The organism is Qipengyuania pacifica (genome assembly GCF_019857205.1).
In the GTDB taxonomy this organism is placed as follows: Bacteria; Pseudomonadota; Alphaproteobacteria; order Sphingomonadales; family Sphingomonadaceae; genus Qipengyuania; species Qipengyuania pacifica.
In genome coordinates this window covers 269,087-291,799 of the sequence record NZ_JAHWXO010000005.1, presented here as the reverse complement: position 1 = coordinate 291,799, position 22,713 = coordinate 269,087, and the positions used below count along the sequence as shown (strand labels likewise).

Annotated in this window: 27 protein-coding genes and 1 tRNA gene; 5 read left to right on the top strand and 23 right to left on the bottom strand. The window is 59.4% G+C overall.

Annotated elements, in window-relative coordinates; translation table 11 throughout:
• The 6 genes from KYK83_RS10585 to KYK83_RS10560 form a co-directional block, all read right to left on the bottom strand.
• Positions 1 to 324: SulP family inorganic anion transporter (locus KYK83_RS10585; RefSeq protein WP_430299173.1), on the bottom strand; the 324-nt coding region annotated here is incomplete at its 3' end.
• 2 nt (positions 325 to 326) lie between these two features.
• Positions 327 to 1,559, bottom strand: coding sequence for an NAD(P)/FAD-dependent oxidoreductase (locus KYK83_RS10580; protein WP_222828212.1), 1,233 nt, complete (start codon positions 1,557 to 1,559; stop codon positions 327 to 329).
• 24 nt (positions 1,560 to 1,583) lie between these two features.
• Positions 1,584 to 2,000 (bottom strand): protein tyrosine phosphatase family protein, encoded by a 417-nt coding sequence (locus KYK83_RS10575; protein WP_170004117.1) that lies wholly within the window; start codon positions 1,998 to 2,000, stop codon positions 1,584 to 1,586.
• Positions 1,997 to 2,413 (bottom strand): DUF6691 family protein, encoded by a 417-nt coding sequence (locus tag KYK83_RS10570; RefSeq protein ID WP_170004114.1) that lies wholly within the window; start codon positions 2,411 to 2,413, stop codon positions 1,997 to 1,999. Before KYK83_RS10570 ends, KYK83_RS10575 begins: the two co-directional genes overlap by 4 nt.
• Positions 2,413 to 2,859, bottom strand: a complete 447-nt coding sequence (locus KYK83_RS10565) for a YeeE/YedE family protein (RefSeq protein WP_222828211.1) — start codon at positions 2,857 to 2,859, stop codon at positions 2,413 to 2,415. The genes KYK83_RS10570 and KYK83_RS10565 overlap by 1 nt, the downstream gene beginning before the upstream one ends.
• On the bottom strand, positions 2,856 to 3,785 hold the full coding sequence (locus KYK83_RS10560) for an MBL fold metallo-hydrolase (protein ID WP_222828210.1): 930 nt from the start codon (positions 3,783 to 3,785) through the stop codon (positions 2,856 to 2,858). The genes KYK83_RS10565 and KYK83_RS10560 overlap by 4 nt, the downstream gene beginning before the upstream one ends.
• Positions 3,786 to 3,859: 74 nt before the next feature.
• Between KYK83_RS10560 and KYK83_RS10555 the strand changes: the two genes are divergently transcribed.
• Both KYK83_RS10555 and KYK83_RS10550 read left to right on the top strand, forming a co-directional pair.
• Entirely contained in the window at positions 3,860 to 4,528 is a 669-nt protein-coding gene (locus KYK83_RS10555) for a peroxiredoxin (protein ID WP_248284383.1), read from the top strand.
• Positions 4,525 to 4,863 (top strand): ArsR/SmtB family transcription factor, encoded by a 339-nt coding sequence (locus KYK83_RS10550; RefSeq protein ID WP_170004108.1) that lies wholly within the window; start codon positions 4,525 to 4,527, stop codon positions 4,861 to 4,863. The genes KYK83_RS10555 and KYK83_RS10550 overlap by 4 nt, the downstream gene beginning before the upstream one ends.
• Before the next feature lie 179 nt (positions 4,864 to 5,042).
• Here KYK83_RS10550 and KYK83_RS10545 read toward each other — a convergent pair whose 3' ends face one another.
• The 3 genes from KYK83_RS10545 to KYK83_RS10535 form a co-directional block, all read right to left on the bottom strand.
• Positions 5,043 to 5,201 carry a hypothetical protein gene (locus KYK83_RS10545; protein ID WP_222828209.1) on the bottom strand — a complete coding sequence of 53 codons (159 nt, stop codon included), beginning with the start codon at positions 5,199 to 5,201 and terminating at the stop codon, positions 5,043 to 5,045.
• Positions 5,202 to 5,203: 2 nt separating this feature from the next.
• Positions 5,204 to 5,461 (bottom strand): helix-turn-helix domain-containing protein, encoded by a 258-nt coding sequence (locus KYK83_RS10540; RefSeq protein WP_222828208.1) that lies wholly within the window; start codon positions 5,459 to 5,461, stop codon positions 5,204 to 5,206.
• A 557-nt stretch (positions 5,462 to 6,018) separates the two neighbouring features.
• Positions 6,019 to 6,615, bottom strand: coding sequence for an SOS response-associated peptidase (locus KYK83_RS10535; protein ID WP_222828207.1), 597 nt, complete (start codon positions 6,613 to 6,615; stop codon positions 6,019 to 6,021).
• A 133-nt stretch (positions 6,616 to 6,748) separates the two neighbouring features.
• On the opposite strand from KYK83_RS10535, the gene KYK83_RS10530 reads away from it, so the two are divergent.
• Entirely contained in the window at positions 6,749 to 6,976 is a 228-nt protein-coding gene (locus KYK83_RS10530) for a hypothetical protein (RefSeq protein ID WP_222828206.1), read from the top strand.
• A gap of 33 nt (positions 6,977 to 7,009) precedes the next feature.
• On the opposite strand, the gene KYK83_RS10525 is transcribed toward KYK83_RS10530, so the two are convergent.
• The 7 genes from KYK83_RS10525 to KYK83_RS10495 all read right to left on the bottom strand — a co-directional run bounded on the left by KYK83_RS10525 (position 7,010) and on the right by KYK83_RS10495 (position 14,303).
• Entirely contained in the window at positions 7,010 to 7,939 is a 930-nt protein-coding gene (locus KYK83_RS10525; protein ID WP_222828205.1) for a HEPN domain-containing protein, read from the bottom strand.
• Between the two features lie 413 nt (positions 7,940 to 8,352).
• Positions 8,353 to 8,428, bottom strand: a tRNA-Lys gene (locus tag KYK83_RS10520).
• Between the two features lie 204 nt (positions 8,429 to 8,632).
• A complete protein-coding gene (gene rodA, locus KYK83_RS10515) occupies positions 8,633 to 9,751 on the bottom strand; it encodes a rod shape-determining protein RodA (RefSeq protein WP_196846204.1) in 1,119 nt (372 codons plus the stop codon).
• Complete coding sequence (gene mrdA, locus KYK83_RS10510) at positions 9,748 to 11,805, bottom strand: penicillin-binding protein 2 (RefSeq protein WP_222828204.1); 2,058 nt, start codon at positions 11,803 to 11,805, stop codon at positions 9,748 to 9,750. The genes rodA and mrdA overlap by 4 nt, the downstream gene beginning before the upstream one ends.
• Entirely contained in the window at positions 11,805 to 12,356 is a 552-nt protein-coding gene (locus KYK83_RS10505) for a rod shape-determining protein MreD (protein ID WP_103024950.1), read from the bottom strand. Before KYK83_RS10505 ends, mrdA begins: the two co-directional genes overlap by 1 nt.
• Positions 12,356 to 13,246, bottom strand: a complete 891-nt coding sequence (gene mreC, locus KYK83_RS10500; protein ID WP_196846202.1) for a rod shape-determining protein MreC — start codon at positions 13,244 to 13,246, stop codon at positions 12,356 to 12,358. Before mreC ends, KYK83_RS10505 begins: the two co-directional genes overlap by 1 nt.
• Before the next feature lie 13 nt (positions 13,247 to 13,259).
• On the bottom strand, positions 13,260 to 14,303 hold the full coding sequence (locus tag KYK83_RS10495; RefSeq protein WP_103024952.1) for a rod shape-determining protein: 1,044 nt from the start codon (positions 14,301 to 14,303) through the stop codon (positions 13,260 to 13,262).
• Between the two features lie 195 nt (positions 14,304 to 14,498).
• Between KYK83_RS10495 and mutL the strand changes: the two genes are divergently transcribed.
• Complete coding sequence (gene mutL, locus KYK83_RS10490; protein ID WP_222828203.1) at positions 14,499 to 16,301, top strand: DNA mismatch repair endonuclease MutL; 1,803 nt, start codon at positions 14,499 to 14,501, stop codon at positions 16,299 to 16,301.
• Entirely contained in the window at positions 16,301 to 16,786 is a 486-nt protein-coding gene (locus KYK83_RS10485; protein WP_222828202.1) for a hypothetical protein, read from the top strand. The genes mutL and KYK83_RS10485 overlap by 1 nt, the downstream gene beginning before the upstream one ends.
• Position 16,787: 1 nt before the next feature.
• Here KYK83_RS10485 and KYK83_RS10480 read toward each other — a convergent pair whose 3' ends face one another.
• From KYK83_RS10480 to KYK83_RS10450, 7 genes are all read right to left on the bottom strand, one after another.
• On the bottom strand, positions 16,788 to 17,246 hold the full coding sequence (locus KYK83_RS10480) for a MaoC family dehydratase (protein WP_221598463.1): 459 nt from the start codon (positions 17,244 to 17,246) through the stop codon (positions 16,788 to 16,790).
• Positions 17,247 to 17,262: 16 nt separating this feature from the next.
• The gene (locus KYK83_RS10475; RefSeq protein ID WP_222828201.1) at positions 17,263 to 18,003 is read right to left on the bottom strand and encodes a MauE/DoxX family redox-associated membrane protein; all 741 of its coding nucleotides are present in this window, start codon (positions 18,001 to 18,003) and stop codon (positions 17,263 to 17,265) included.
• Positions 18,004 to 18,039: 36 nt separating this feature from the next.
• Positions 18,040 to 18,837: a DUF1206 domain-containing protein gene (locus KYK83_RS10470; RefSeq protein ID WP_222828200.1), complete on the bottom strand. Its 798-nt coding sequence runs from the start codon at positions 18,835 to 18,837 to the stop codon at positions 18,040 to 18,042.
• 66 nt (positions 18,838 to 18,903) lie between these two features.
• A complete protein-coding gene (locus tag KYK83_RS10465; RefSeq protein ID WP_222828199.1) occupies positions 18,904 to 20,166 on the bottom strand; it encodes an alkaline phosphatase family protein in 1,263 nt (420 codons plus the stop codon).
• Between the two features lie 8 nt (positions 20,167 to 20,174).
• Positions 20,175 to 21,275, bottom strand: a complete 1,101-nt coding sequence (ychF, locus tag KYK83_RS10460) for a redox-regulated ATPase YchF (protein ID WP_103024958.1) — start codon at positions 21,273 to 21,275, stop codon at positions 20,175 to 20,177.
• A 64-nt stretch (positions 21,276 to 21,339) separates the two neighbouring features.
• A complete protein-coding gene (locus KYK83_RS10455) occupies positions 21,340 to 22,335 on the bottom strand; it encodes an SDR family oxidoreductase (RefSeq protein WP_222828198.1) in 996 nt (331 codons plus the stop codon).
• 136 nt (positions 22,336 to 22,471) lie between these two features.
• On the bottom strand, positions 22,472 to 22,696 hold the full coding sequence (locus tag KYK83_RS10450; protein ID WP_222828197.1) for a PEP-CTERM sorting domain-containing protein: 225 nt from the start codon (positions 22,694 to 22,696) through the stop codon (positions 22,472 to 22,474).
• Between the last annotated feature and the right edge of the window lie 17 nt (positions 22,697 to 22,713).

Here is a 22,713-nt window from a genome sequence, read left to right as displayed (position 1 = left end):
GCTCGCCGTCATCAGCGACACAACCGCCACGGGCCCCACCGCAAGCGTCCGGCTGGTGCCGAAGATCGCGTAGGCGACCAGCGGCAAGATCGAGGCGTAAAGGCCCACGACCGGCGGCAACCCCGCCAGCAGCGCATAAGCGAGGCTTTGCGGGATCAGCATAATTGTTACGATGATCGCCGCGACGAGATCGTTCGTCAGGACCGATCCGTTGTAGGTCCGGCCCCACTCGAGGATCGGGAGGTATTGCGCCAACAGCCCGGGCTTTTGCCTGCGAGGCAAACCGGACGGCTCGCCAATCGGCCCTGGATTGCTGTCGCTCACGATTAGGCAGCCTTCTTCAAGTGCGGCTTGGCCATCCATTCATGGCCCTTCAGCATACCGTTCCAGTAAATCCACGGCAGCGCCTCTGACTTCAGAAGCCAGCTGAGCTTCCGCGGCTTTGTGCCGTCGATTACCCACTTCGGGAAGCTCGGAAGAAGTTTTCCATCATAACCAAATTCGGCGAGCACAATCTTTCCGCGTTCCACTGTCAGCGGGCAGGAGCCGTAGCCATCGTAATCGGCCACAGCCTGCTTTGCATCGAGCTGTGTGAGCGCATTGACCGCGACGATTGGTGCCTGTTTGCGCGCAGCCGCCATTGTCTTGGCGTTGGGCGTAGATCCCGCATCGCCGAGACCAAACACGTTGGGATAGCGAACATGCTGTAGCGTGAACTTGTCGACGTCGACAAAGCCGCTTTCGGCATTCGCGAGAGGACTGTCGGCGACGAACTGCGGGGCTACCTGCGGCGGAACCGCATGGAGCATGTCGAACTCGACCGTCTCTTCACCGGCCTCGGTTTTGAAAACGGCTTGCTTGCCGGAGCCCTCGACCGCAACGAGTGTCTGGTTGAGCTGCAAATCGATCCCGTATTTTTCGACATATTCCATCAGCGCCGGGACGTATTCCTTCACACCGAAAAGGACGCCGCCAGCGTTGCGGAATTCGACATCGATGTTGCCGAGAACGCCGCGCTCCATCCAAGCATCGCATGACAGATACATGGCCTTCTGCGGTGCACCTGCGCATTTGATAGGCATCTGCGGTTGGCTGAAGATCGCACGCCCCGATTTCAGGTTGCGCACAAGCTCCCAGGTGTAGGGTGCCAGATCGTAGCGATAATTGGATGTGACGCCGTTCTTGCCGAGTGTCTCTTCCAGCCCGTCGATCTTCTCCCAGGCGAGCCGGATGCCCGGAGCGACAATCAAAATACCGTAGGTGATCGTCGTGCCGTCGCTGAGCGTGACCTGATTGTTTTCGGGCTGGAAAGACGCGGCGGCCGTTTTCAACCAGGTCGCCTGTTTCGGCATTACGCTCGCTGTGGTGCGCTTGGTCGTTGACGCTTCGAAGACACCGCCACCGACCATCGTCCACCCGGGCTGATAATAGTGATCTTCGCTAGGCTCGACGATTGCGATATTGAGTGACGGGCGCCGCTTCAGCATGGACGATGCAGTCGCAATTCCTGCTGAACCTCCGCCGATGATGACTACTTCGTGTTTCAGGCTTCGGGCCATGACAAACTCTCCAATGTCTTTTCGTTATTCGCCAAGCCGGTCGCGCAAGCCCGACAGATCGTAGCCGACGCACTGCGCACGTTCGATGCGCGCGTCGGCAGTTTCATTCTCGACGTTGGCGAGAGCATCGAGCGTAATGGAGCGCGTGCCGGTCCGGCAGAAGGCAAGCACCTTGCCGTCCGCTTCTTCGCGGACCTTGGCGAAGGCCTTGATCGCAACCGGCGGAAACTCGCCTCCCGAAACCGGGATATGATGAAAGGCCAACCCAGCCGCTTCGGCAGCTTCCCGTATCGCAGCGACGGTGGGCTGGCTCGGCTCTTCGCTATCCGGCCTGTTGCAGATCACCGTGCGAAATCCGGCGTCGGCAAGCCCGCGCATGTCGCTCGGTTCAAGTTGAGGAGAGACGGCGAAGGTTTCGCTCACATTGGCAAGCTTCGTCATGATGCTCCTTCGAAAAGCCGGACAAAAACCATGCCGGCGAGCATGGAGACGACGAATATCGCGGCTGCAGCGGGTTCGATGACCAGAGCAGCTATGCCAGGTCCCGGACAGAGTCCCGCGATCCCCCAGCCGATACCGAACAGAGCTGCTCCGCCGACAAGGCGGGGGGTGAGATCGGATTTGGTCGGCAGGTGAAATTCGCCCGCGAAGATCGGTTCGGCTAGGCGCGGGACGATCCGCCACGCGATGGCCATGACGATGACGGCTCCGCCCATCACGAAGGCGAGGGTTGGGTCCCAATCGCCGAAGATGTCGAGAAAGCCGCGCACCCGCGCAGGGTCGGTCATTCCGCCAAGGGCAAGCCCAGCGCCGAAAAGAACGCCGGATACGATCGAGGTGAGAGCGGTTCGCATTACAACACCTCCAGCCCGAGCGCATTCATGATCGCGACTGTCGCAATGCCGGTCGCCATGAAAGTAAGCGTTGCGACGATCGAGCGGCCAGACAGACGGCTAACACCACAAACCCCATGTCCGCTGGTGCATCCACTTCCCAGGCGCGTGCCCACACCGACAGCCAATCCGGCGATCGCAAGCGTTACGGGGCTGGCGAAGCTGGCCTCGAGCCCGCCCGATGCCAGCATTACGATCAGCGCTCCTAGCGGCAGGCCGATCACGAACATCCATGCCCCGCTTCTGGCAATGCCGCTGCCGCCAAGCCCGACTGCCTTCGCGGCAAGACCGGAGACGCCGGCGATCCGGCCAAGGCCTAGCAGCATAACGGCGGCCGCCAGACCGATCAGGACGCCGCCCGCCAGGCCAGCAAGCGGCGCAGCTTCAGGAAAACTCGGGAGCATCATACCGCATTCACCGGAATCTTGATGTAGCTGACGCCGTTATCTTCGGGGTCGGGCAAGCGCCCACCACGGATGTTAACCTGCACGGAGGGCATGATGAGCTTCGGCATTGCGAGCGTCTTGTCCCGGCCGGTCCGCATCTCGACGAATTCGGCTTCGCTCACTCCATCCTTCACATGCACGTTCTCTTCGCGCTGCTGCTTGACGGTGGTTTCCCACGCGTATTCGTCACGCCCCGGCGCCTTGTAGTCGTGGCACAAGAACAGGCGCGTTTCGTCCGGAAGCGAGAGCAGCCGGCGGATCGACTGAAACAGTTGCCTTGCGTCACCACCGGGGAAATCGGCGCGAGCGGTGCCGAAATCGGGCATGAAGATCGTGTCGCCAACGAATGCCGCATCGCCGATGATGAAAGCCATATCAGCCGGCGTATGACCCGGCACGTGCAATGCGATGCCTTCCAGCTCGCCGATCTTGAAAGTCTCGCCGTCCTCGAACAGCTTATCGAACTGCGATCCGTCGCGTTCGAAATCGGTGCCTGCATTGAAGAGCTTGCCGAATACCTCCTGCACGCGGATGATATCGCGTCCGATGGCTAACTTACCGCCAAGCCGCTCCTGCAGATAGGGGGCCGCTGAGATGTGATCCGCATGCGCGTGAGTCTCAATCAGCCAAGTCACCTTCAAATTATTAGAAGTGATATACTCGATAATGCGATCGGCTGAGCCATTCGAGGTCCGACCGGACGCCGCCTCAAAGTCCAGGACCGAGTCGATTATAGCTGCCTCATCGGTCTTTGGGTCGTGCACCACGTAAGAGACCGTATTCGTTGCCTCGTCGAAAAAACCCGCGATTGAAGGGCGGAGGCACTTGTCGGCTTGTGCGCGCTCGATCTGGGAGGCGGCATTATCCAGTTTTTGATCGTCAGCCATGACTTGATCTCCATACATTTACATAAACCGTTTATATGTGTTGCTATTCGGCTGTCAAGTGGTATGAAGGCTCGATGACCCAGATGATCGAAGCGAATGTCGAGCGAGAGGCGCCTTGCGCCGGACTGCGTATCGGCGACGTCGCCCCGGACTTTTCCGCACGCAGCACAACGGGAGATATTCGCCTTTCGGATTACCGAGGGCGGTGGCTGATCTTGTTTTCGCATCCAGCCGACTTCACACCCGTGTGCACCACCGAGTTCGTGGCACTGACCCAATCGGCCAGCGAGTTCGAACAGCGCGACTGTGCGCTTATGGCGCTCTCTGTCGATAGCCTGTTCTCGCATTTCGCCTGGTTGCGGCTAATTCGCGATCGCTACGACATCGAGGTGCGCTTTCCGATCGTGGAGGATCCGACGCTCGTGATCGGGCGCGCCTACGGCATGGTGGCACCGAACGACAACGATAGTGCGACGGTGCGGACGACATTCTTCATCGACCCGCACGGCGTCATCCGCGCGATGACCTGTTATCCCGCTAACGTTGGACGCTCGACACCCGAAATGCTGCGGACCCTAGATGCGCTTCAGGCGGTCGACGATGGACCCGTACTCGCCCCCGCTAACTGGGCACCTGGGCAAGCGCTACTGGCCCAGCCCGACGCATCGCTGGATACGGTTTTCTCCGCCGAGGGTCAGACCGACTGGTTCATGAAGGAAACGAAGCGAGGGTCTCGCAAATGACCGACGAAGAGCTTGTCGACGCCTTGAAGGCCCTCGCTCATCCCGTGCGTCTTCGCATCATGCAGGCTCTAACGGGCACGGAGCGGAACGTCGGTGAGATCGACGATGCGGCCGAGATCGGTCAGCCGACGCTATCGCAGCAGTTGGCGGTCCTGCGCAACGCGGGCCTTGTGAAGACCCGAAAGGACGCCAAGCTCGTCTATTACCGGATTGATGATGTCAGGCTTGCGAAGGTTGTCGATGCCGCGGGCAAACTTGGCGGGATATCCGCTAGGCCCATCCGGCATTCGCGCCAGCCAGCACCCGGAGTGGCCAATTTTGCGAGATTAGGATGAGCTTTTTCGTGGCTTGGTAAAGGCCTATCCTGTTATCAAGCCCGATGCCTTAGACTCGGGCCACTTGCTCAAAGCATTATCGCGATCAGCGACAAACTTGGAACGACCGCTTTCCGGTAGCTCCAATGCGAGACCGAACGACCGAAATTGGGGCGCGAAGCGGACATGGCTCGCGTGGACTAGGAGCGCCGCGACAGTTCCACGACCACGCAGGCTGCCAATGCATCTTCGGCTTTCTCGCGTCGCTCCTGAACAGACGAAGCCAGCTGACGTTTGGAGTGGTTCGGCATCCTGGTGATAGCAGCGAGCACGATGGCTTTCACGAGATCGGGATGCATCGTCATTGCTCCATACGTGCAGCCGGATCATCTTCTGGTTTCCGCCTCCGCTCAACCAATGATCGGAGACTGGCAGTCAGCACCAGCGTTGATCTGCCCAGCTTGATGACCTCGACCTCGCCTTCACCGATGAGCACATAGAGCGAACTGCGCCCGATCCCGAGATAACGGCAGGCCTCGGGGACACGCATCACGATCGGTTCTATTGTCTGGCGCTGTCGTTGCTCGCGAAGATGATCTGTCGTGCCTGCGGATGGCATGCCGGTCGGTCCTTTCATTCATTCGGGTGATGACGGACCGACCTGGGGGATCATGGAGAGGAACAGACCGGCCCGCCATCGACACCGAGTATCGCTCAATCGGGTGCTGCCATGCCACATGACGTTTCTACGCCGGGACCGCCCCTCCTACGCTAGCGCGCCGCTCTTCAGGCAACTGTGCGCAAGGTGTATCCGAACGTGTCTACGAGGACGAATGCGGACCTCATCTCAGAAGCTCATTTGCAGCATTGCTGCTCGATTATGAGAGGCGCCGTCGCACTCTGTATTGAAAACAAAAGGATTTCAGAGGGCAGCGCCAGCAGGGCACCTTCGGTGCAGTCGGCAAATGATCAGCAAAACCAACCACCTGCAGCCCGACCGACGGCGCTGCTTTTATCTCGCAGTCTTAAATTCCTACCCACCCCAAACGCCCACGGACACTTGACCTGAACGGCACGCGATGCAGCGTCGTTGCAATTACATCCCACCGATGTTGCGAGGCGAGCGCAGCGATTGCAGCGGACCAGAAACGGCGTGAGTGCAGGCCGAATGCACTTCTACCAGCGCTGATCTGTCCTCTCGATTGCAAGTTCACCGGTCCATGGCTTGCAAAGACTACGCGCCTCTCTTGTCGAACCATCGGTCCATTTCGACCAGTCGTCCTGCACCAGCAGTACCGGCATACGCGAATGACATTCCGCTGTAACGCCTGCGCTGTCGGTCATCACCATGGAATAGACGAGACCCCATTCGTCGCTGTTGCGCCACAGCCCTGCCGCTGCAAACAATTCGCTATCGGGACGGCTTAGCCAGGTCCGCGTTTTGCTTCCCGGCGTGCCTTCTGCCTCCGCCCAGGCCGTCAACGGAATGAGGCAGCGGCGTTCCTCGAAGCTGTAGCGCCACATGTAGCTGTCGAGCTTATCGGTGCGAGCGTTGTTAACCGGCTTCGGTTTGAGCGGCTCGCCGGTGCGCTTGCTTTTGAGCGACAACGGGAAACCCCAGGTCATCTGCGAGAGCTTGCCATCTGCAATCACAGCGCCGGGATATCCGGGAAAGACTTCGGTCCCAAAGTTGGCGTTGCCGAGATGATCGGCTGCATTGAACCAGCGCGCAACTTCGTCGTTCGCCTTCGTCATTCGGTAGAGATTGCACATCTGGGGACGCCTGCCGGGAGCATGTTTTGCTGTCAATCGGCTGCAGGGCGGAAGTTTCACATTGGCATTTAGTTCGCGTTATGTTCTACCTGCAAGAATGTTGATTCGACCAAGCGATGATGAACTAACCCATGTGATCGGGGCTGCACTAGGTACGGCCGAGACGTACGCGCTCCGCGACGTGCTTTCAGCAACGAGAGCATTCAACCGGCGCGAAGCGGTCGAAACCCTCACGGCAAGAATCGTAAAGGCGCTCGAACCTTATGAGATTACCCGGCAGGCAAAGCAGGCGGGATTGGACGACGAAACTCTGCCCCTCTTTCCTGAAGCCGAACAGACGAGTCTGCACAGCGATCCGTAGTCTTGACGAATTTCAAGCCAAGGCAGCAATTGTCTAAGAGCATTTCACGGCATCGGCTTTGAGTTTCTCCAATCGCTCAGAACACACTTTGTGGACGACGCGGCCGAGCTCCTCGACCTGCTCACCGAGCCATTCGAGCTCCTCTTTTGTGATGCGGTAATGCTTTGAGTAGCGCGCTTTCACATAGGCTTCCTTGAGCTTCTCGAAGCGTGCCCGGTCGCGCTTCGATTCGCGCGGCCAGACGTAAGTAAGGCGCGGGTCGATGCGCTCGGCCTGAGTGCGCAGAAAACCGAGGTTGTGGACGTGAGGCGTGTAGAACGTGCAGACCAAGAGTACACAGTGGTAGAGTGCCTCAGTCGCTTGGTGCAGATTAAAAGCTGCCTTTTTGTTCCAGCCCTTGTCGATTGTGAAGCGAGCAGTTTCCAGTGACTGTTGACCACTTGGTAGCCACTCCTCGAAATACTCCTGCGCCATAGCCAAAGCATGTTCGGGGGTTTTAGGCTTAGGTGTGTGTAGTTCGGTGTCATCGAACTGGTAGAGCGCTACGCCGTCCTGCTTCACGTCCATGAAGAAGTAGCGCCCATGGGCGAGACCGTCGTTTACCTCCTGGAGGGTGTGCACGATGAAATTGACCGGCGTATGCAGCGTGCCCGTCACGCCGTATTCGCGCATTAGGCGCTCATCGAGCTTGGCCCAGTATTTGACCCTGTCGGTCAGTCGCTTGTCATTGACGATGATCAGCAGATCAAAATCGGACTGGTACCCCTTAGCGGTGTGCGGCTCGTCGACCCAGGTCCCGCGCGCGTAGCTGCCGTAGAGAATGACCTTGAGAATGCGCCCGGCTTTTTTCCAGTCGTGCTTCGCCAGCGCAAACGCATCCTCGAACTCTTCGAAGATCAGCTGAACCACGCGTTCCAGCTCGCGCCGCTTTTGCGGGGGCAGGTGATCGAGGTCCGTCTTCATCAATCTATGCCTAGCAAGCTGCTGCGGAGCTTGCACCTATGCATCGCGTCTAATCCTCATCCAACAATTCTCCGGGACGTTCGCTCGTCGATAGTGATTCACCGCGACCAGCGTCCGTCAATACCCAGAACTGGGGAGGGGGGTGAATACAAGCGTCGGAGCCCTTCGGCACCGGATGAATCCGGACGGAATTGGACGGTAATTCCCCTTCATTCGGGATCACATTCGGATGTGCTGGAATTGGAGCGGGGAGACGAAATCCCGACAAAGCGCGCCTCAAGTGCTCTGCGCTACGCCAGAGTTTCCGCGGCTCTTACGCCACTGCACGAGGCCGCTTGATTACGTGGTGATTAAACGGCCCTGGACACCCCATGGGAAGGGCTGTAATATCAGCCTTAAGTCTTTGAAAGGTTTGGTGGACGCACTAGGGCTCGAACCTAGGACCCGCTGATTAAGAGTCAGCTGCTCTACCAACTGAGCTATGCGTCCACACTGCGGCGTACCGCTGCCTCGTGGATTGAGGCGTTCCCGACTCGGGAGGCGCCCGTATAGCGGGGTTTTGCGGGAAGAAAAGCCCCTAAAGGCAATCTCTGCTGGCGCATGCGAAAAACCTGCCATTCGGTCAGGTGAACCCGTAATTTGGCAAGCCTGTCGACACCGAAATCTGACGATGCCGCCCAGGCAAGCGTGCGGCTATCGCATGATTCCGGCGCGGGGTGCTTTCCGGTTCCACCGGTCGACCATCATGATCGATCCAAGACAGATCATGTTGGTGAGCATCGAACTACCGCCATGGCTCATGAAGGGCAGGGGGATACCCACAACGGGAGCAAGACCCATCACCATCATGAGATTGATCGCGACATAGAAGAAGACGGTTGCCGTCATTCCCAGGGCGATCAGCTTGCCAAAACGGTCGTTACTCGCGCGTGCAACGGACAGGCCCCAGCTGAAAATCAACGCGAAGGCTCCGATGACCACAAGTCCGCCAAGGAAACCCCATTCTTCGGCCATGGTAGCGAAAATGAAGTCGGTATGCGGTTCCGGCAGGTAGTGCAGGTGGCTCTGTGACCCTTCGTTGAAGCCTTTTCCGGAGAACCCACCAGACCCGATGGCGATCTTGGACTGGGTGATGTGATAGCCGTCACCCAGCGGATCGCTTTCGGGATCTAGGAACGTGAAGACGCGCTTCTGCTGGTAAGGTTGCAGGCCGACAAAAAAGGCTATCGGTGCAAGAACTGCCGCAGCCAATCCAGCGCCCATGAACCAGCGAATGGGGAGGCCTGCGGAGAACATGACGAGGGCTCCGCCGAAGACGATGGCGAGCGAAGTCCCCAGATCGGGTTGCAACAGAACGAGCGCGACGGGGGTAAGAATCAAGCCGCCCGCCGGGATCAGCGCACGCCAGGTCGGGATCATACCTACGGGGAGCGACGAGTAGAACCGCGCAAGCACCAAAACGATGGCCGGCTTCATCAATTCCGATGGCTGCAACTGCATGAACCCGAGGTCCAGCCAGCGTTGGCTACCTCCGCCGACGAAGCCGATCGCTTCCACCGCAACCAGCATCAGCAGAATGATGCCGTATATGGGAAATGCCAGAAACATGGCCCATTCGCGAGTAAAACGGGCCAGAATGAAGGCCATCACTAGGAAAATGCCAAATCGCAGGATGTGCGAGGCGGCATAGGGCTGCCAGCTTCCGGCTGCGGCGGAGAAAAGCACCAGCGCGCCGAATCCGATCAGGACGAAAAGCGGGAAAAGCATTCGCCATGGCTGGCGCGCGATGGGCGCCGGAACGATCCCGCTCATTCGCTGGCCTGTCCGGATGAAAGGGAGGTGTCGAGACGCGGATCAACCTTTTCGTCGGCGAGGCTTTCCTGCCGGCGCACGGCGAGACGGGCTTCGGCCTCGACCTGATCGAATATCTCTTCGTCGCGGGCCGGAACGGGTTTGACGTCCTCTCCGGCTGCTGCCGCATAGGCGCGGTATTTCGCATCGAGCCGTTGCTGCGCGGTGCCGCCCCATTGTTCCTCGAAGCCGCGAAGCATTTCCATGCCCTTTTCGGGATCGAACAAAAAGGTCATGACATCACGCGCGATCGGATAAGCGGAACCGGAGCCACCGCCATGCTCGATCACGACGGCCCCCGCATATTTCGGTTTGTCAAAGGGCGCGAAGAAAATGAAAAGTCCGTGGTCGCGGTACTTCCATGGCCCCGATTTACCGTCCGACAAATTCAGACCCACGACCTGTGCCGTTCCTGTCTTGCCCGCCATCTTGATGTCGTCGAAGGGCAGTCGGGCACGACCGGCAGTTCCGGGGCCGTTGACGACATCGCTCATCGCCTGACGAACATACGCCACGTGCTCGGGGGCAAAATCGACTTCGTCGAAACCTTGGACCGGCGTGGAGGTTACCAACCGGGGCTGAACGTGCCGCCCGGTCGCGAGGCGCGCCGACATCACTGCCAGTTGAAGCGGATTGGCCAGCATGTAACCTTGCCCGATGGTCGCATTGACCGTGTCGAATGCCTGCCAGGGGCGGCCGTATTTTTCTTCCTTCCAGGCGGGGTATGGCACGGTGCCATAAAATTGGCTGGCGACGGGAAGGGGGAATTCCTGCCCCATTCCGCAACGCTGCGCCATGGCAGCAATGGGATCCATGCCGATACGCTGAGCGAAGTGATAGTAATAGACGTCGCAGGACTGGTAGATGCCCTTGGCCATGTTGACCGTGCCATGGCCGCCGCGTTTCCAGCAACGGAATACGCGATTGCCCACGCGCAGACCGCCACCGCAGAAAACGGTTTCGTCCGGGTCCAGACCTTCACGCATGAACGCCATGGACACCATGGGTTTGACCGTCGATCCAGGCGGATACAAACCCTTTAGAACCTTGTTTCGCAGCGGCACGCGTTCATCGTCGCGCAGCATGGAATATTCGACGCGCCCGATCCCTTGCGAAAAGCTGTTCGGATCGAAGCTGGGCATCGATGCCATACACAGGAGGTCGCCGGTTTCGCAGTCCATCACGACGACAGAGCCGCTTTCCAGGCCGATGCGCCGTGCGGCATAATCCTGCAGGGGCCCATCGATGGTAAGCCGAATCGGGTCGCCCTGGATATCCTCGCGAGTTTCCAGTTCCCGTACGATCCGGCCAGATGCAGTCACCTCGACCCGCCGGGCGCCGGGTACACCGCGAAGTTCCTGTTCGTACTGCTTTTCCAGTCCGTCCTTGCCGATCTTGTAGCCCGGTGTGACGAGCAGAGGATTCCGATCCTGTTCGGCGTATTCTTCGGCATTCGCCGTCCCGACGTAGCCAATAAGATGGCCTACGCTGGGCCCTGTCGGATAGAAGCGCGAGAAACCGCGCTGAGGAACGACACCGGGCAGATCGGGCAGCCTCACGCTGACCGCGGCGAATTCGTCATAGGTTATGCCGGAAGCAATCTCGACAGGCTGATATCCAGGACCATCGGATACCTGCTTGCGAATATCCGCGGCCTGATTTTCATCGAGGTTCAGGATCTTCGTAAGGGCAGCGATCGTCGCTTCCGTGTCGGGAGTGCGATCGGGAATAATATCGACGCGGAAATCCGCTCTATTGGAGGCGAGGGGGGCGCCATTACGGTCCAGAATCCAGCCGCGCCGGGGAGGGATGAGCGAAAGGTTGACCCGATTGCTTTCCGATTCCAGTTCGTATTTTTCGTTCTCGGCAATCGCGATGTATCCCATCCGCGCTGCCAACAGCACGCCAAGACCGCCCATGGCGGTGCCGATGACGAAGGTCCGCCTGTCGAACGCATTGTCCAGCGTCGATTGCGTTACGACCTCTTTCGGCTTTGCACGCTTGCGTAGACGCATCACAGCGCCTTCCACCTGGTCAGGCGGAACCGGTCGAGCATGGCGACCAGACGTGCGGCGATCGGGAAGAGAAGAATGGTAAGCACTAGCTGCGGTATCAGGGCGATGAGAGAATGGAACGTGGGTTGGCCACCTGAAAGCAGCCAGCCTGCCAAGAGATAACCGAAGATCAATATACAGGCGGTGAACCAGTCTTGCCAGAATGTGCGCCACGGCAGCCGGGTTTCAATAAGTTCGATTACGATCATGATCAGAGACCATGTGAAAATCGCAAATCCGAAGGGCTGGCCGTTATATAGATCGTCGAGCAGACCAAGTGGCATCCCTGCCCAGATCGGCATCAGGCCTGGGCGAACCAGTCGCCAGGCGAGAAGCATCAGCAATCCAAGGGGTGGAATGATCGGGAGAGCCGAAGCGATCGGAAAGATGGGCAGGATCGAAGCGACCATGATGCTGACCCAGGGAACAACATTTGCCAGCAAGCTGGAATGCGAACGGTTGATCCGGCTGCCATAAGCATCGCTGCGAGAACGCGGGTCGTTGCGTTCCATCAGTCGGTCAGTTCGCGCTCGATCGGCGTCTCCGCGCCGAGCACTGCTTCGGGTTCGTAGATCGGTTCTACACTTACATAGTCGGTGGCCGCGGGATCGCTGATAATGCGCGCCACCCCGCCGTCATCGGTCGTTTCCGTCAGGATGGCGACTGCGATTCCGGGAGGGTAGTATCCGCCAGCGCCGCTGGTCACGAAAACATCGCCGGGTTTGAGCGGGTTGATACCCAAATTGATAAGCCTGATCCGTATCAGCCCATCTCCGCGCCCCTCGGCGAAGGCGACAACCTCGTCATTGGCGCGGCGGACCGGGAGGATGCTCTCGGTGTCCGTAAGGAGAAGAACGCGCGAACTGTCGCTGCCGACCTCGAGAATCCGGCCAACGATGCCGCGCGGCGACCGTACCGGCATGCCGATCTCGACACCCTCGGACGAGCCAGCGCCCAGATAAGCGAAGCGTCTCGTGCTCGAGGCCGAAGAGCTCACCAGGCGGGCCACCGCAACGGGCTCACGCTCGGCGTCCTGAAGCTTCAGCAAACCCTTGAGGTGAAGGTTCTCGCGCTTCACCGCCTCCGCTTCGGCAAGGCGGATCCGCGCGATTTCCATCTCGCGCTTGAGGTCAGCATTCTTGGACCCGGCCCGGTAGTAGCCGCTGATCGTGTCCCAGAACCCCTTGCTTCCCGTACGAACAGTAGAGGCAGCTTCCGTGGCGGGCGAAACACCATCCTGCGCGACCCCGCGGAGTCCCCCGAACAGATGGGGTTGAAAAAACGACAGGGCGAGCAGGATCGCGCCGATCAGCGCGCCGATGCCCGCGATCACGTAACCGGTAAAAAGATTGTACTGCGCCCTGCGAGAATACCCCGAGCGCCGTGAACTTATCGGCGCCATCCGTTTTGCCTTTCTACGCCGTCATCAGGACGCCGCGATAGATCGGGTCCTCCATCGCACGACCGGTGCCGAGTGCGACGCAGGAAAGCGGATCTTCGGCGATGGTGACCGGCAGGCCGGTTTCTTCGCGCAGGTAATCGTCGAGCCCGCCGATCAATGCGCCGCCGCCGGTCAGCACGATGCCCTGATCGACGATATCGGCAGCCAGTTCAGGTGCAGTATTTTCGAGCGCAATACGCACGCCTTCGACGATAGCGCCGATCGGTTCATTGAGCGCTTCGGCAAGGTGACCCTGATTGATCGTGATTTCCTTGGGCACACCGTTCACGAGGTCGCGGCCCTTGATGGTGATGCTTTCGCCAACACCATCTTCCGGCGGGCGCGCCACGGCGTAGTCTTTCTTGATGCGTTCGGCTGTGCTGTCGCCGATCAGCAGGTTGTGGTGTCGGCGGACATAGGAAACGATCGCTTCGTCCATCTTGTCGCCGCCAGTACGAACCGACGTGGTATAGGCAAGTCCACGCAGGGAAAGAACGGCGACTTCGGTCGTGCCGCCACCGATGTCGACGACCATGCTGCCGACCGGTTCCGTAACCGGCATATCGGCGCCGATCGCAGCGGCCATCGGTTCGAGAATAAGATAAACCTGCGATGCGCCAGCATTCGATGCCGCATCGCGGATCGCGCGACGTTCGACCGAGGTGGAACCCGACGGAACACAGATCGTGATTTCCGGATAGCGCATCAGGCTCTTGCGACCATTCACCTTGCGGATGAAGTGCTTGATCATCTCTTCGGCCACGTCGAGGTCGGCGATCACCCCATCACGCAGGGGACGGATGGCTTCGATGCTGTCCGGCGTTTTGCCCATCATCATTTTCGCATCATCGCCTACAGCCTTGACGCGCTTCATACCGTTGATCGTCTCGAGGGCGACGACGCTCGGCTCGTTAAGAACGATGCCCTGATCCTGTACATAGACGAGGGTATTTGCGGTCCCTAGGTCGATCGCCATGTTCTGCACGCCGAATTTGAAGATGTTGTTCCAGAAGCCCATTTTAACTCGATTTTCCGTGTTGTCGCGTGGTCAGGCGAGGGGGATGCGGCCCACTCGCACCTCTCCGGGGGGATATGGTGGCCGTGCCTTAGCGAGATTAAGCAGGGAATGCCAAAAATTTCCGTGCATCTCATGGGGGATAGCGAAACGCACTGTCTCGGAATCGTGGCGCTTCATCGTTAGGATTGCCCATCAATGCCCGAAATACGCCGCCTGCCCGAGAATCTGGTCAACCGAATTGCCGCCGGTGAGGTGGTGGAGCGTCCGTCTTCGGCGCTCAAGGAAGTGGTCGAAAACGCCATCGATGCTGGCGCAAACCGGATAGCGATAAAGCTGGTCGACGGTGGGTTGACGAGTCTCGAAGTGACCGACGACGGGTGCGGCATGTCGCCCGAGGAAATGGCGCTGGCGTTAGAACGTCATGCCACGTCCAAACTGCCGAACGAAGCAATCGAACAGGTTGCAACGCTCGGCTTTCGCGGAGAAGCGCTGCCGAGCATCGCCAGTGTGGCGCGCTTTACGCTGGAAAGCCGGCCGCACGGGGCCGAGCAAGGCTGGAAACGGGTGGTGGACCACGGCGAAATTCGCGACGAGGGACCGGCTGCACTGCCACCGGGGACGCGCGTGCGAATCGAAAACCTGTTCGGGAAAATTCCCGCGCGGCGCAAATTTCTACGCACCCCGCGCAGCGAATACGCCGCATGCAAGGATGTGGTGCAGCGACTTGCCATGGCGCGGCCCGATATTGCGATCACGCTCGACCACGGCGATCGCCGCATTTTCGGTTTGCAGGCCGGGGAAGGGCTGGCGAACCGCGTGGCACAGCTTGTAGCACGTGAACTCAAGGATAACGGCGTTGCCATCGATCTCGAACGTGGGGCGATGCGTCTGACCGGAATTGCCGGCCTGCCGACGTATAACCGCGGCATTGCGGATCATCAGTATCTGTTCGTCAATGGCCGGCCAGTAAAGGACCGCCTTCTGACCGGCGCAGTTCGGGGGGCTTATGCCGACATGCTCGCCCGGGATCGCCACGCTGTGCTGGCGCTGTTCCTCGAACTGCCCTGTGAAGACGTCGATGTAAATGTCCACCCGGCCAAATCGGAAGTGCGTTTCCGCGATGCTCAGGCGGTCCGCGGATTTATCGTTTCCGGACTGCGGCAGGCGCTGGCAACGGGCGACAAGCGCAGTGCGCAATCGCCGGATGCCGGAGCGATGGCGCGCTGGCAGCAGGAACCGGTGCGCGAAGAACCGGCTGCGGCATTGCGGTCCATGTTCAGCGGTCGGGACTGGTCCGCTCCGCAGCAGCGCGTGGCGGAAGCCAGCGCCGCCTGGCGCGGCGTCGAGGCCGATGTCATGGCGCAGCCGCAGGGACGCGCAGAAGAAGCTGCACCGGTAACACAAGCAACGGATGAATATCCGCTCGGCATAGCGCGTGGGCAAGTGGCGAACACCTATATTGTCGCAGAAGCGAAGGATGGTCTCGTACTGGTGGATCAGCACGCGGCGCACGAGCGTCTGGTGCTGGAGCGACTGCGCGAGGCGGGGGCTGAAGAGGCCGTGGCACGCAGCCAGGCCTTGCTTATTCCCGAAGTGGTCGAACTGGACGAAACGAGTTGCGACAGGCTGGAGGATGCAGCGCCGAAGCTGGCCGAACATGGTTTGGCTATCGAGAGGTTCGGCCCTTCCGCGATGCTTCTCCGCAGCCTGCCGCATGCCATTGCACGGACCGATCCGGAAAAGCTCTTGCGTGATATCGATGATGATCTCGCGTTGAACGGGGAGGCATTGCTTCTGGGCGAAAAGCTCGATCTCGTGCTTGCCACCATGGCGTGCCATGGGTCGGTAAGGGCTGGGCGCGTCCTGCGTGTCGATGAAATGAATTCTCTACTGCGCGAGATGGAGCGGACACCGCGGTCCGGGCAGTGCAATCATGGTCGCCCGACCTGGGTCAAACTCTCGATGGATGACGTCGAAAAACTGTTCGGAAGGCACTGATGCGCATTTCAATTGTCCTGCTCGCCCTGACGCTGACGGCCTGTTCGAATGAACCGAACGAAGAAGAACGCGCTGCCGCGGTTGCTGAGGTGGAGGCTAACCGCGTCCCTCCGCCTGAGGAGCTCCAGCTCGAACCGATCCGCTACCGTGAGATCGAGAAAAACGAATTATACGGAACAGGCTGCAGGTTTGCACCGGACGGCGGGGGCATGTCTGCGGTCGCCCTGGCGATGGCCGAAACCGGTCATTTTCTGCGCGGCGATAAGCTGATTACGCTTGCAGCCGACAAGGGCAGCCCAGAATTGCCCTATCTCGCGCGTCGCAAATATGACGGGGCGGCTTATTCGATGACCCTGGATCTCGATGAGGCCGAGGGCGAACAGTCCGGCGAAGAGACAAGCGACTATCCGGCCACCCTGACGATCCGGGATGCAAGCGAACAGGTCGTGTATCGCAAGAGCGGGATTGCCCAATGCGGCGCGTAGCCTAGTCGTTCCCTTCCGGGTCGCGCGTGCTGATCAAACCATTGGACACCATTTCCAGAACCGGCTCGTCGTTCTGATTGAACACGGTCAGCGAGCTTTTGAAGATTCCCATCTCCGGGCGCGATCCACTGCGGCGCTTTTCTATGACGACACTTTCACAGCGCAATGTGTCACCGGGAAAAACGGGTTTCTTCCAGCGCAGTTGATCTATGCCGGGCGAGCCGAGTCCTGCCTGGCGGTTGGCCTTCAGGTTCTCGACCAGCATGGCCATTGTCATTGCACAGGTATGCCAGCCACTGGCAGACAATCTACCGAAATGCGTCGCAGCAGCAGCCTCGTCGTCCAGATGGAAAGGTTGCGGATCGTATTTCGAAGCGAATTCGATCACTTCTTCACGCGTTACTTCGTAGCGCCCGAAAGCCTGCTTCTGCCCGACGGCTAGATCTTCGTAAAACTGCATTGCATATTGCAATGGATCACAAAGTCGGACGAAGCAACATCCAAATCGCCATGCCGATCATGGCGAGATTTTCGCTCAGGGAAACGAAACCCAGCGGCACGTTCGCACTGCCGCCGACACAGGCACATTTGATGCTGCGCTTCTGGATGTAAACCGCATAGAAAACGCTGATCGCGCCTACTGTCCCGATGAACAAGGCAACGGGTATGGATAGCCAAGGCCAAAGACGGCCCGCCATCAGGATGGCTGCGGTCGCTTCCAGGTAGGGGTAGGCATAGGCGTAGGGCACCCATTTTCGCCCAAGAAGATCATAACCGACGAACATGGTGGAAAACTGTTCGACATCCTGCAGTTTCAGCATGGCGAGCATCGCCATCGAAAAGGCGACAAACCATTCGGCAGTGCGAATGGTGAAGGGCAGCTGAAAAACGAACAGGCTCAGAGCAATCGCCAATGCAGCGCCGACTGCGAATACGGCGATGACAGGCCGATAGCTTGTCCCCTCCGCATCGCCGCTATCGTGACCGAAATGCTCTCGGAGCTCGGTGTAGCCACCAATCCGCTTGCCATCGATAAAGGTCTGCGGGGTGGTTTCTACCCCGTGTTCTGCCTTGAAGGCATCCGTTTCCTCACGAGTGGTCAGGTAACGATCATCGACCGAGAAACCTTCCCGTTCAAGGAGCCACTTCGATTTCACACCGAATGGACAGACATGCTTGTCCATCACCATTCGATACAGGGTCGCGGTTCTCGACATAATCGAAATGTATACCCCTAGGGGGTATTATTCAACTCACGAACGAAACTTGGGAACGCGCCCGTTCAAATTCATCTCGGGAATGGTCCGATACCTCGCGAGCACCAGACTGAATATCCCGAACGCCAAGACACCTATCGCGACAAGGGTGAAGGCAATCCCTTCGCCGGCAAGGGCTGCGACCGCGTCGCCAAGCGTTTTAATCTGGCCTGCCCCGGCTGACATGAACCCGGCTTTGAGCAACGACCACCCGATGACGAGGAACACGACAGCCCGTGCGATGTATCCGATGCCCCCGAGCAAGCGTGTTTGTGAAGGAGCAGCAGGACTGATCCGGTTCATGAAACTGCCGGTCACCGCCTTCTTCGCCTGAAAAAAAGCAGTCGCGAAAAATGCAATGCCTAGTAGGCCGAGCGCTGCCCCGCCGAATTGCATGGAAAGTATGCCCGAAGCTGCATCCTGCGCCCCGCCACCATTGTCGCTTCCGGTAGTCGCGAACTGATATGCGGAGAAGGCCAGGGCAAGGTGACCGATGGCACTACCGGCATGGCCGATACGATGCGCCCATCCCGTGGTGTCGCTGCCTTGGTTTTCGATATCGAAGAAGGTCGAGGCGAAGCGAAACAGGGCATAGGCCAACAGGCCGACCACCATCAGCCACAGGATGGCATGCCCCAACGGAAACTCTTCGATGGCGTCGAAGATGCCATTCGTGCCCTGACTGATCCGACCGGCACTGGTCAGGGCGATCAGGCCGAGAACGCAATAGAGGATGGCACGACTGAAGTAGCCGACGCGCACCAATGTGCTGAATTTAGAAGACTTGCTACCCACGTTTCATCCCCACTACCTTTGCATGGCAACGGGGACATGGGACGCTCGTTCCGGATGGTGCTTAAATTAGGGTAGCAGCGCCCCGGACACATCGGACAGTTCGCCGTCAGTTTTGGCTGCTTGAGGAAGGCCCAGTAGCTGGCGAAGCAACGGCGTCACAGCCGTATTCTGAAAAGCAGGGAGCGTGGTACCGTGCTGAAAGGCTGGACCATTGACGATGAATAGCGACGTCATCTCCGGCGAATTGGGATCGAAACCGTGATTGCCGCCGTGCCAGCTACCTTCCGGCGCCGTCGGAGTGATGGTCCAACCTGTATCCGGCAAACAGAAATAAGGTGGGATACGTCGGTGGGTGCCATACTGGAAGCGGGCGGGCATATCCCCCTTGCGCCAGCATTCCATATGCTCGTGCTCACGCAAGAGTGCAGCTTCCAGCGCAGCCGTGTTGCCTTCAGTCGGCTCGAACGTGGCATAGGCGCCGCCTTCTACCAGGCGATAGAGCGACGGATCGACGATTTCGGCCAGCACGACCACTTTGTCCGATCCTGTTGCGGCCATGCCGTGATCGGACACGATGACCAGATTGGCTGGTTGCCTCAGGGTTTGAAGGCCCGAAACTAAATTTGCGATGTGCTGGTCCACGTCTGCGAGTGCGCGGTTCACCTCTTCGCTTTCGGGACCGCCATCATGGCCCGCGCTATCGACGGTGTCGAAATACAGGGTCACGAATTCGGGACGAATGTCGGCAGGACGCCGCAACCAGTCGAGCACCGCATTGACCCGTTGGGTATTCGAAACCTGCATGCTGAAAGCCTGCCAGTCACTCGCCATCTCGCCATCCGTGACGGGGCCGTAGCGAACCGCGGTGCCGCCCCAGGGGACCGCCGAGCCGGGCCAGAACATGGCAGCACTGCGGATCCCTGCCTCTTCCGCTTCCACCCAGATCGGCTTGGCCTCGCTCCACCAGTAAGGATCGACCGTTGCCATCGTAAAGGTTTCACCGGGCCTGCTCTTATCCTCCATCTTGTTGGCGATAATGCCATGATGGTCGGGGACGAGACCCGTTACCAGCGTCCAGTGGTTGGGAAATGTCTTGCTGGGAAAGGACGGTCGCATCGGCGCAGTGACGCCATCCGCCGCCAGACGGGAAAGGGTGGGTGTCAAGCCGCGATCCAGATAGCTGGGATGAAATCCATCTATCGCGATGAGAATGGTGACCGGATCACGCTGTTCGATAGCCGCGCTTGCGACGGGCTCGCCGGTATAGGTAGCGCAGCCGCTCGTAATTGCGGCAAGACCAAGGGCGAGGGCGGCAGCGATCCGGTTCATTGGTGTTCTCAGACGTTGAATTTGAAAAGCATGACGTCGCCGTCCTGCACAAGGTATTCCTTGCCCTCCTGCCGCAGCTTGCCCGCTTCGCGCGCACCGCTTTCGCCACCGAGAGCGACGTAGTCATCGTACGCAATTGTTTCAGCACGAATAAAGCCGCGCTCGAAATCGGTATGGATTTCACCGGCCGCCTGCGGAGCCTTGGCGCCGGCCGGGAATGTCCATGCGCGTGATTCCTTCGGGCCGGCTGTAAAGAAGGTCTGCAGGCCGAGCAGCTTGTACCCTGCCTTGATCACACGGCTGAGACCCGATTCCACGAGTCCGAGTTCGGCGAGATATTCTGCGCGGTCCTCTTCCGGCATGCCGACCAGTTCGCTTTCGATGGCTGCTGATACCACGACGGCTTCAGCGCCTTCGGCAGCGGCTTTGGCGAACACCTGTTCCGAAAGCGCGTTTCCTTTCGCAGCATCTTCTTCCGCGACGTTGCACACGTAGAGGACGGGCTTGGCAGTCAACAATTGAGCCTGACGGAAAACCCGCGCCTCTTCCTCATCCTTCGGTTCGGTGAGGCGGGCTGGTTTGCCATCTTTCAGCAGTTCCAGCGCCTGGCCCAGCACGCTGGCCATCAGCTTGGCTTCCTTGTCGCCGCCAGTGGCACGCTTGGCCGCTGCCGGCACGCGCTTCTCCAAGCTCTCCAGATCAGCGAGCAGCAATTCAGTCTCGACCACCTCGGCATCTGCGAGGGGGTCCACCTTGTTGGCTACATGCTGGATGTCGTCATCCTCGAAGCAGCGCAGCACGTGAACGATCGCATCTACTTCACGGATATTGCCGAGGAACTGGTTGCCCAGACCTTCACCCTTGCTCGCACCTTTCACCAGACCGGCGATGTCGACGAAGGCCAGCTGGGTTGGAATAGTCTTGGCCGATTTGGCTATCCCGGCGATTTTCTCGAGCCGCTCATCAGGGACAGACACCTGGCCGACATTCGGTTCGATCGTGCAAAACGGATAGTTCGCAGCTTGCGCAGCCTGCGTCTCGGTCAGTGCATTGAACAGGGTGGACTTGCCGACATTCGGCAGGCCGACGATCCCGCAGCGGAAACCCATCAGAAACTCCGGATATAGTGTGTGGCGCGCGCCTTAGCCGCACCCCACACGAATTGCCATAGCGTCAGACGTTGTGGACGGCCTTGATCAGCGGGCCGTAGCCGCTTTCCCCCAACCACCCGACCTGGGTCTCGGCGCAAACCTCGTTGATCGCGACTTGCGGAATGCTTCCCGCACTGACTGGCAGGCGCACGGGGCGAGTGCCTGGCGCCATGGCAAGCACCCTGGCCATGGCGCGTGGGACGTCCATCGGATCTGCTTGGCGTCCCGATCCGTCCTCAGTTCCCATGGTCGCGACGATTTGCGGGTAGCCATCGAGATGAATTTGAGACGCGCGATTCTTGAGGTCCTGCGAATATCGATTTCGGTTGACCCAAACCTTTGTCGGATAGCCGCCCGGCTCGATTATCGTGACGCCGATATTATGCGGTACCAGTTCGTAGGCTAGCTGCTCGAACATGGCTTCGACCGCGAACTTCGTTGCGGAATAGTGCCCGGAATAGGGGACCATTACCCGGCCGAGCTGGCTTGAAACAGCAAAGATATGACCCTGTTTGCGCGCACGCATTCCGGGTAGGACAGCGCGGACAAGCCGGTGATAACCAAGCACATTGGTATCGAAAGCGAGCTTGGTTGCCTCCATGTCCTGAACCTCGACAGGGCCCGTAATGCCGACACCGGCATTATTGACCAGAACGTCGATCCCGCGTCCAATTTCTCGCTCTGCTGTCGCAATCGCTTCCGCAACCTCATCGTCGAGCAGAACGTCGAGCCGCAATACCCGGATATCCAGACCTTCGTCGCGCGCCAATTGCTGCAATTCATCCGCTTCGGGCCGCGGCGTATTGCGCATGGTAGCGAAGACCGTGGCGCCGGTACGGGCAAACAGTTCGCTCGCCCGCCGGCCGAAGCCGGACGAGGTCCCGGTAATCAGGATTGCCTGCCCGGTCAGATCAGGAAGGGTGTCTAGCTTATCGTCCTGAGCGAACGAGGCCGTAGCGGCTAGCGCGCCCGTTGCCGCGGCGCCCGCGAGCAAGGTTCGGCGAGTAAGATCGGTCATGACTGGTCTCCTTCACAGCCATGATGCCGCGGCATGGCCCAATTGGCCAGCGCGTCATCAGGATCGTGAAAAAGTCTGAGCCGACCGGCCAGATAGTCGCTGCCTTTGCGGTCCCATAGCGGAACCGCCAAATGTCTCAGCGCTTTTCGTTGCGCTTCTTGCGGCGGTAGAGCGCGACGGCCGCGCCATAGCCCGCAACGCCGGTTCCCATCATCGCGAGCGCGCCGGGTTCTGGCACGGACGTCCCACCGCTGCTGCTGCTGCTGCCACCCGTATCGCTAGGCGGACGGGTCATGGCTGCTGCCGACGTGGCCGAGGCAAGCAAGGTAGCGGAAAGGAGAGCCGTCTGAACTAAGCGCATGATGAAATCCCTGAACG

Coding starts and splice junctions, on each gene's coding strand:
- KYK83_RS10580 (WP_222828212.1), bottom strand. CDS start 1,559: ATGGCCCGAAGCCTGAAACACGAAGTAGTCATCATCGGCGGAGGTTCA.
- KYK83_RS10575 (WP_170004117.1), bottom strand. CDS start 2,000: ATGACGAAGCTTGCCAATGTGAGCGAAACCTTCGCCGTCTCTCCTCAA.
- KYK83_RS10570 (WP_170004114.1), bottom strand. CDS start 2,413: ATGCGAACCGCTCTCACCTCGATCGTATCCGGCGTTCTTTTCGGCGCT.
- KYK83_RS10565 (WP_222828211.1), bottom strand. CDS start 2,859: ATGATGCTCCCGAGTTTTCCTGAAGCTGCGCCGCTTGCTGGCCTGGCG.
- KYK83_RS10560 (WP_222828210.1), bottom strand. CDS start 3,785: ATGGCTGACGATCAAAAACTGGATAATGCCGCCTCCCAGATCGAGCGC.
- KYK83_RS10555 (WP_248284383.1), top strand. CDS start 3,860: ATGACCCAGATGATCGAAGCGAATGTCGAGCGAGAGGCGCCTTGCGCC.
- KYK83_RS10550 (WP_170004108.1), top strand. CDS start 4,525: ATGACCGACGAAGAGCTTGTCGACGCCTTGAAGGCCCTCGCTCATCCC.
- KYK83_RS10545 (WP_222828209.1), bottom strand. CDS start 5,201: ATGCATCCCGATCTCGTGAAAGCCATCGTGCTCGCTGCTATCACCAGG.
- KYK83_RS10540 (WP_222828208.1), bottom strand. CDS start 5,461: ATGCCATCCGCAGGCACGACAGATCATCTTCGCGAGCAACGACAGCGC.
- KYK83_RS10535 (WP_222828207.1), bottom strand. CDS start 6,615: ATGTGCAATCTCTACCGAATGACGAAGGCGAACGACGAAGTTGCGCGC.
- KYK83_RS10525 (WP_222828205.1), bottom strand. CDS start 7,939: ATGAAGACGGACCTCGATCACCTGCCCCCGCAAAAGCGGCGCGAGCTG.
- rodA (WP_196846204.1), bottom strand. CDS start 9,751: ATGAGCGGGATCGTTCCGGCGCCCATCGCGCGCCAGCCATGGCGAATG.
- mrdA (WP_222828204.1), bottom strand. CDS start 11,805: ATGCGTCTACGCAAGCGTGCAAAGCCGAAAGAGGTCGTAACGCAATCG.
- KYK83_RS10505 (WP_103024950.1), bottom strand. CDS start 12,356: ATGGAACGCAACGACCCGCGTTCTCGCAGCGATGCTTATGGCAGCCGG.
- mreC (WP_196846202.1), bottom strand. CDS start 13,246: ATGGCGCCGATAAGTTCACGGCGCTCGGGGTATTCTCGCAGGGCGCAG.
- KYK83_RS10495 (WP_103024952.1), bottom strand. CDS start 14,303: ATGGGCTTCTGGAACAACATCTTCAAATTCGGCGTGCAGAACATGGCG.
- mutL (WP_222828203.1), top strand. CDS start 14,499: ATGCCCGAAATACGCCGCCTGCCCGAGAATCTGGTCAACCGAATTGCC.
- KYK83_RS10485 (WP_222828202.1), top strand. CDS start 16,301: ATGCGCATTTCAATTGTCCTGCTCGCCCTGACGCTGACGGCCTGTTCG.
- KYK83_RS10480 (WP_221598463.1), bottom strand. CDS start 17,246: ATGCAGTTTTACGAAGATCTAGCCGTCGGGCAGAAGCAGGCTTTCGGG.
- KYK83_RS10475 (WP_222828201.1), bottom strand. CDS start 18,003: ATGTCGAGAACCGCGACCCTGTATCGAATGGTGATGGACAAGCATGTC.
- KYK83_RS10465 (WP_222828199.1), bottom strand. CDS start 20,166: ATGAACCGGATCGCTGCCGCCCTCGCCCTTGGTCTTGCCGCAATTACG.
- ychF (WP_103024958.1), bottom strand. CDS start 21,275: ATGGGTTTCCGCTGCGGGATCGTCGGCCTGCCGAATGTCGGCAAGTCC.
- KYK83_RS10455 (WP_222828198.1), bottom strand. CDS start 22,335: ATGACCGATCTTACTCGCCGAACCTTGCTCGCGGGCGCCGCGGCAACG.
- KYK83_RS10450 (WP_222828197.1), bottom strand. CDS start 22,696: ATGCGCTTAGTTCAGACGGCTCTCCTTTCCGCTACCTTGCTTGCCTCG.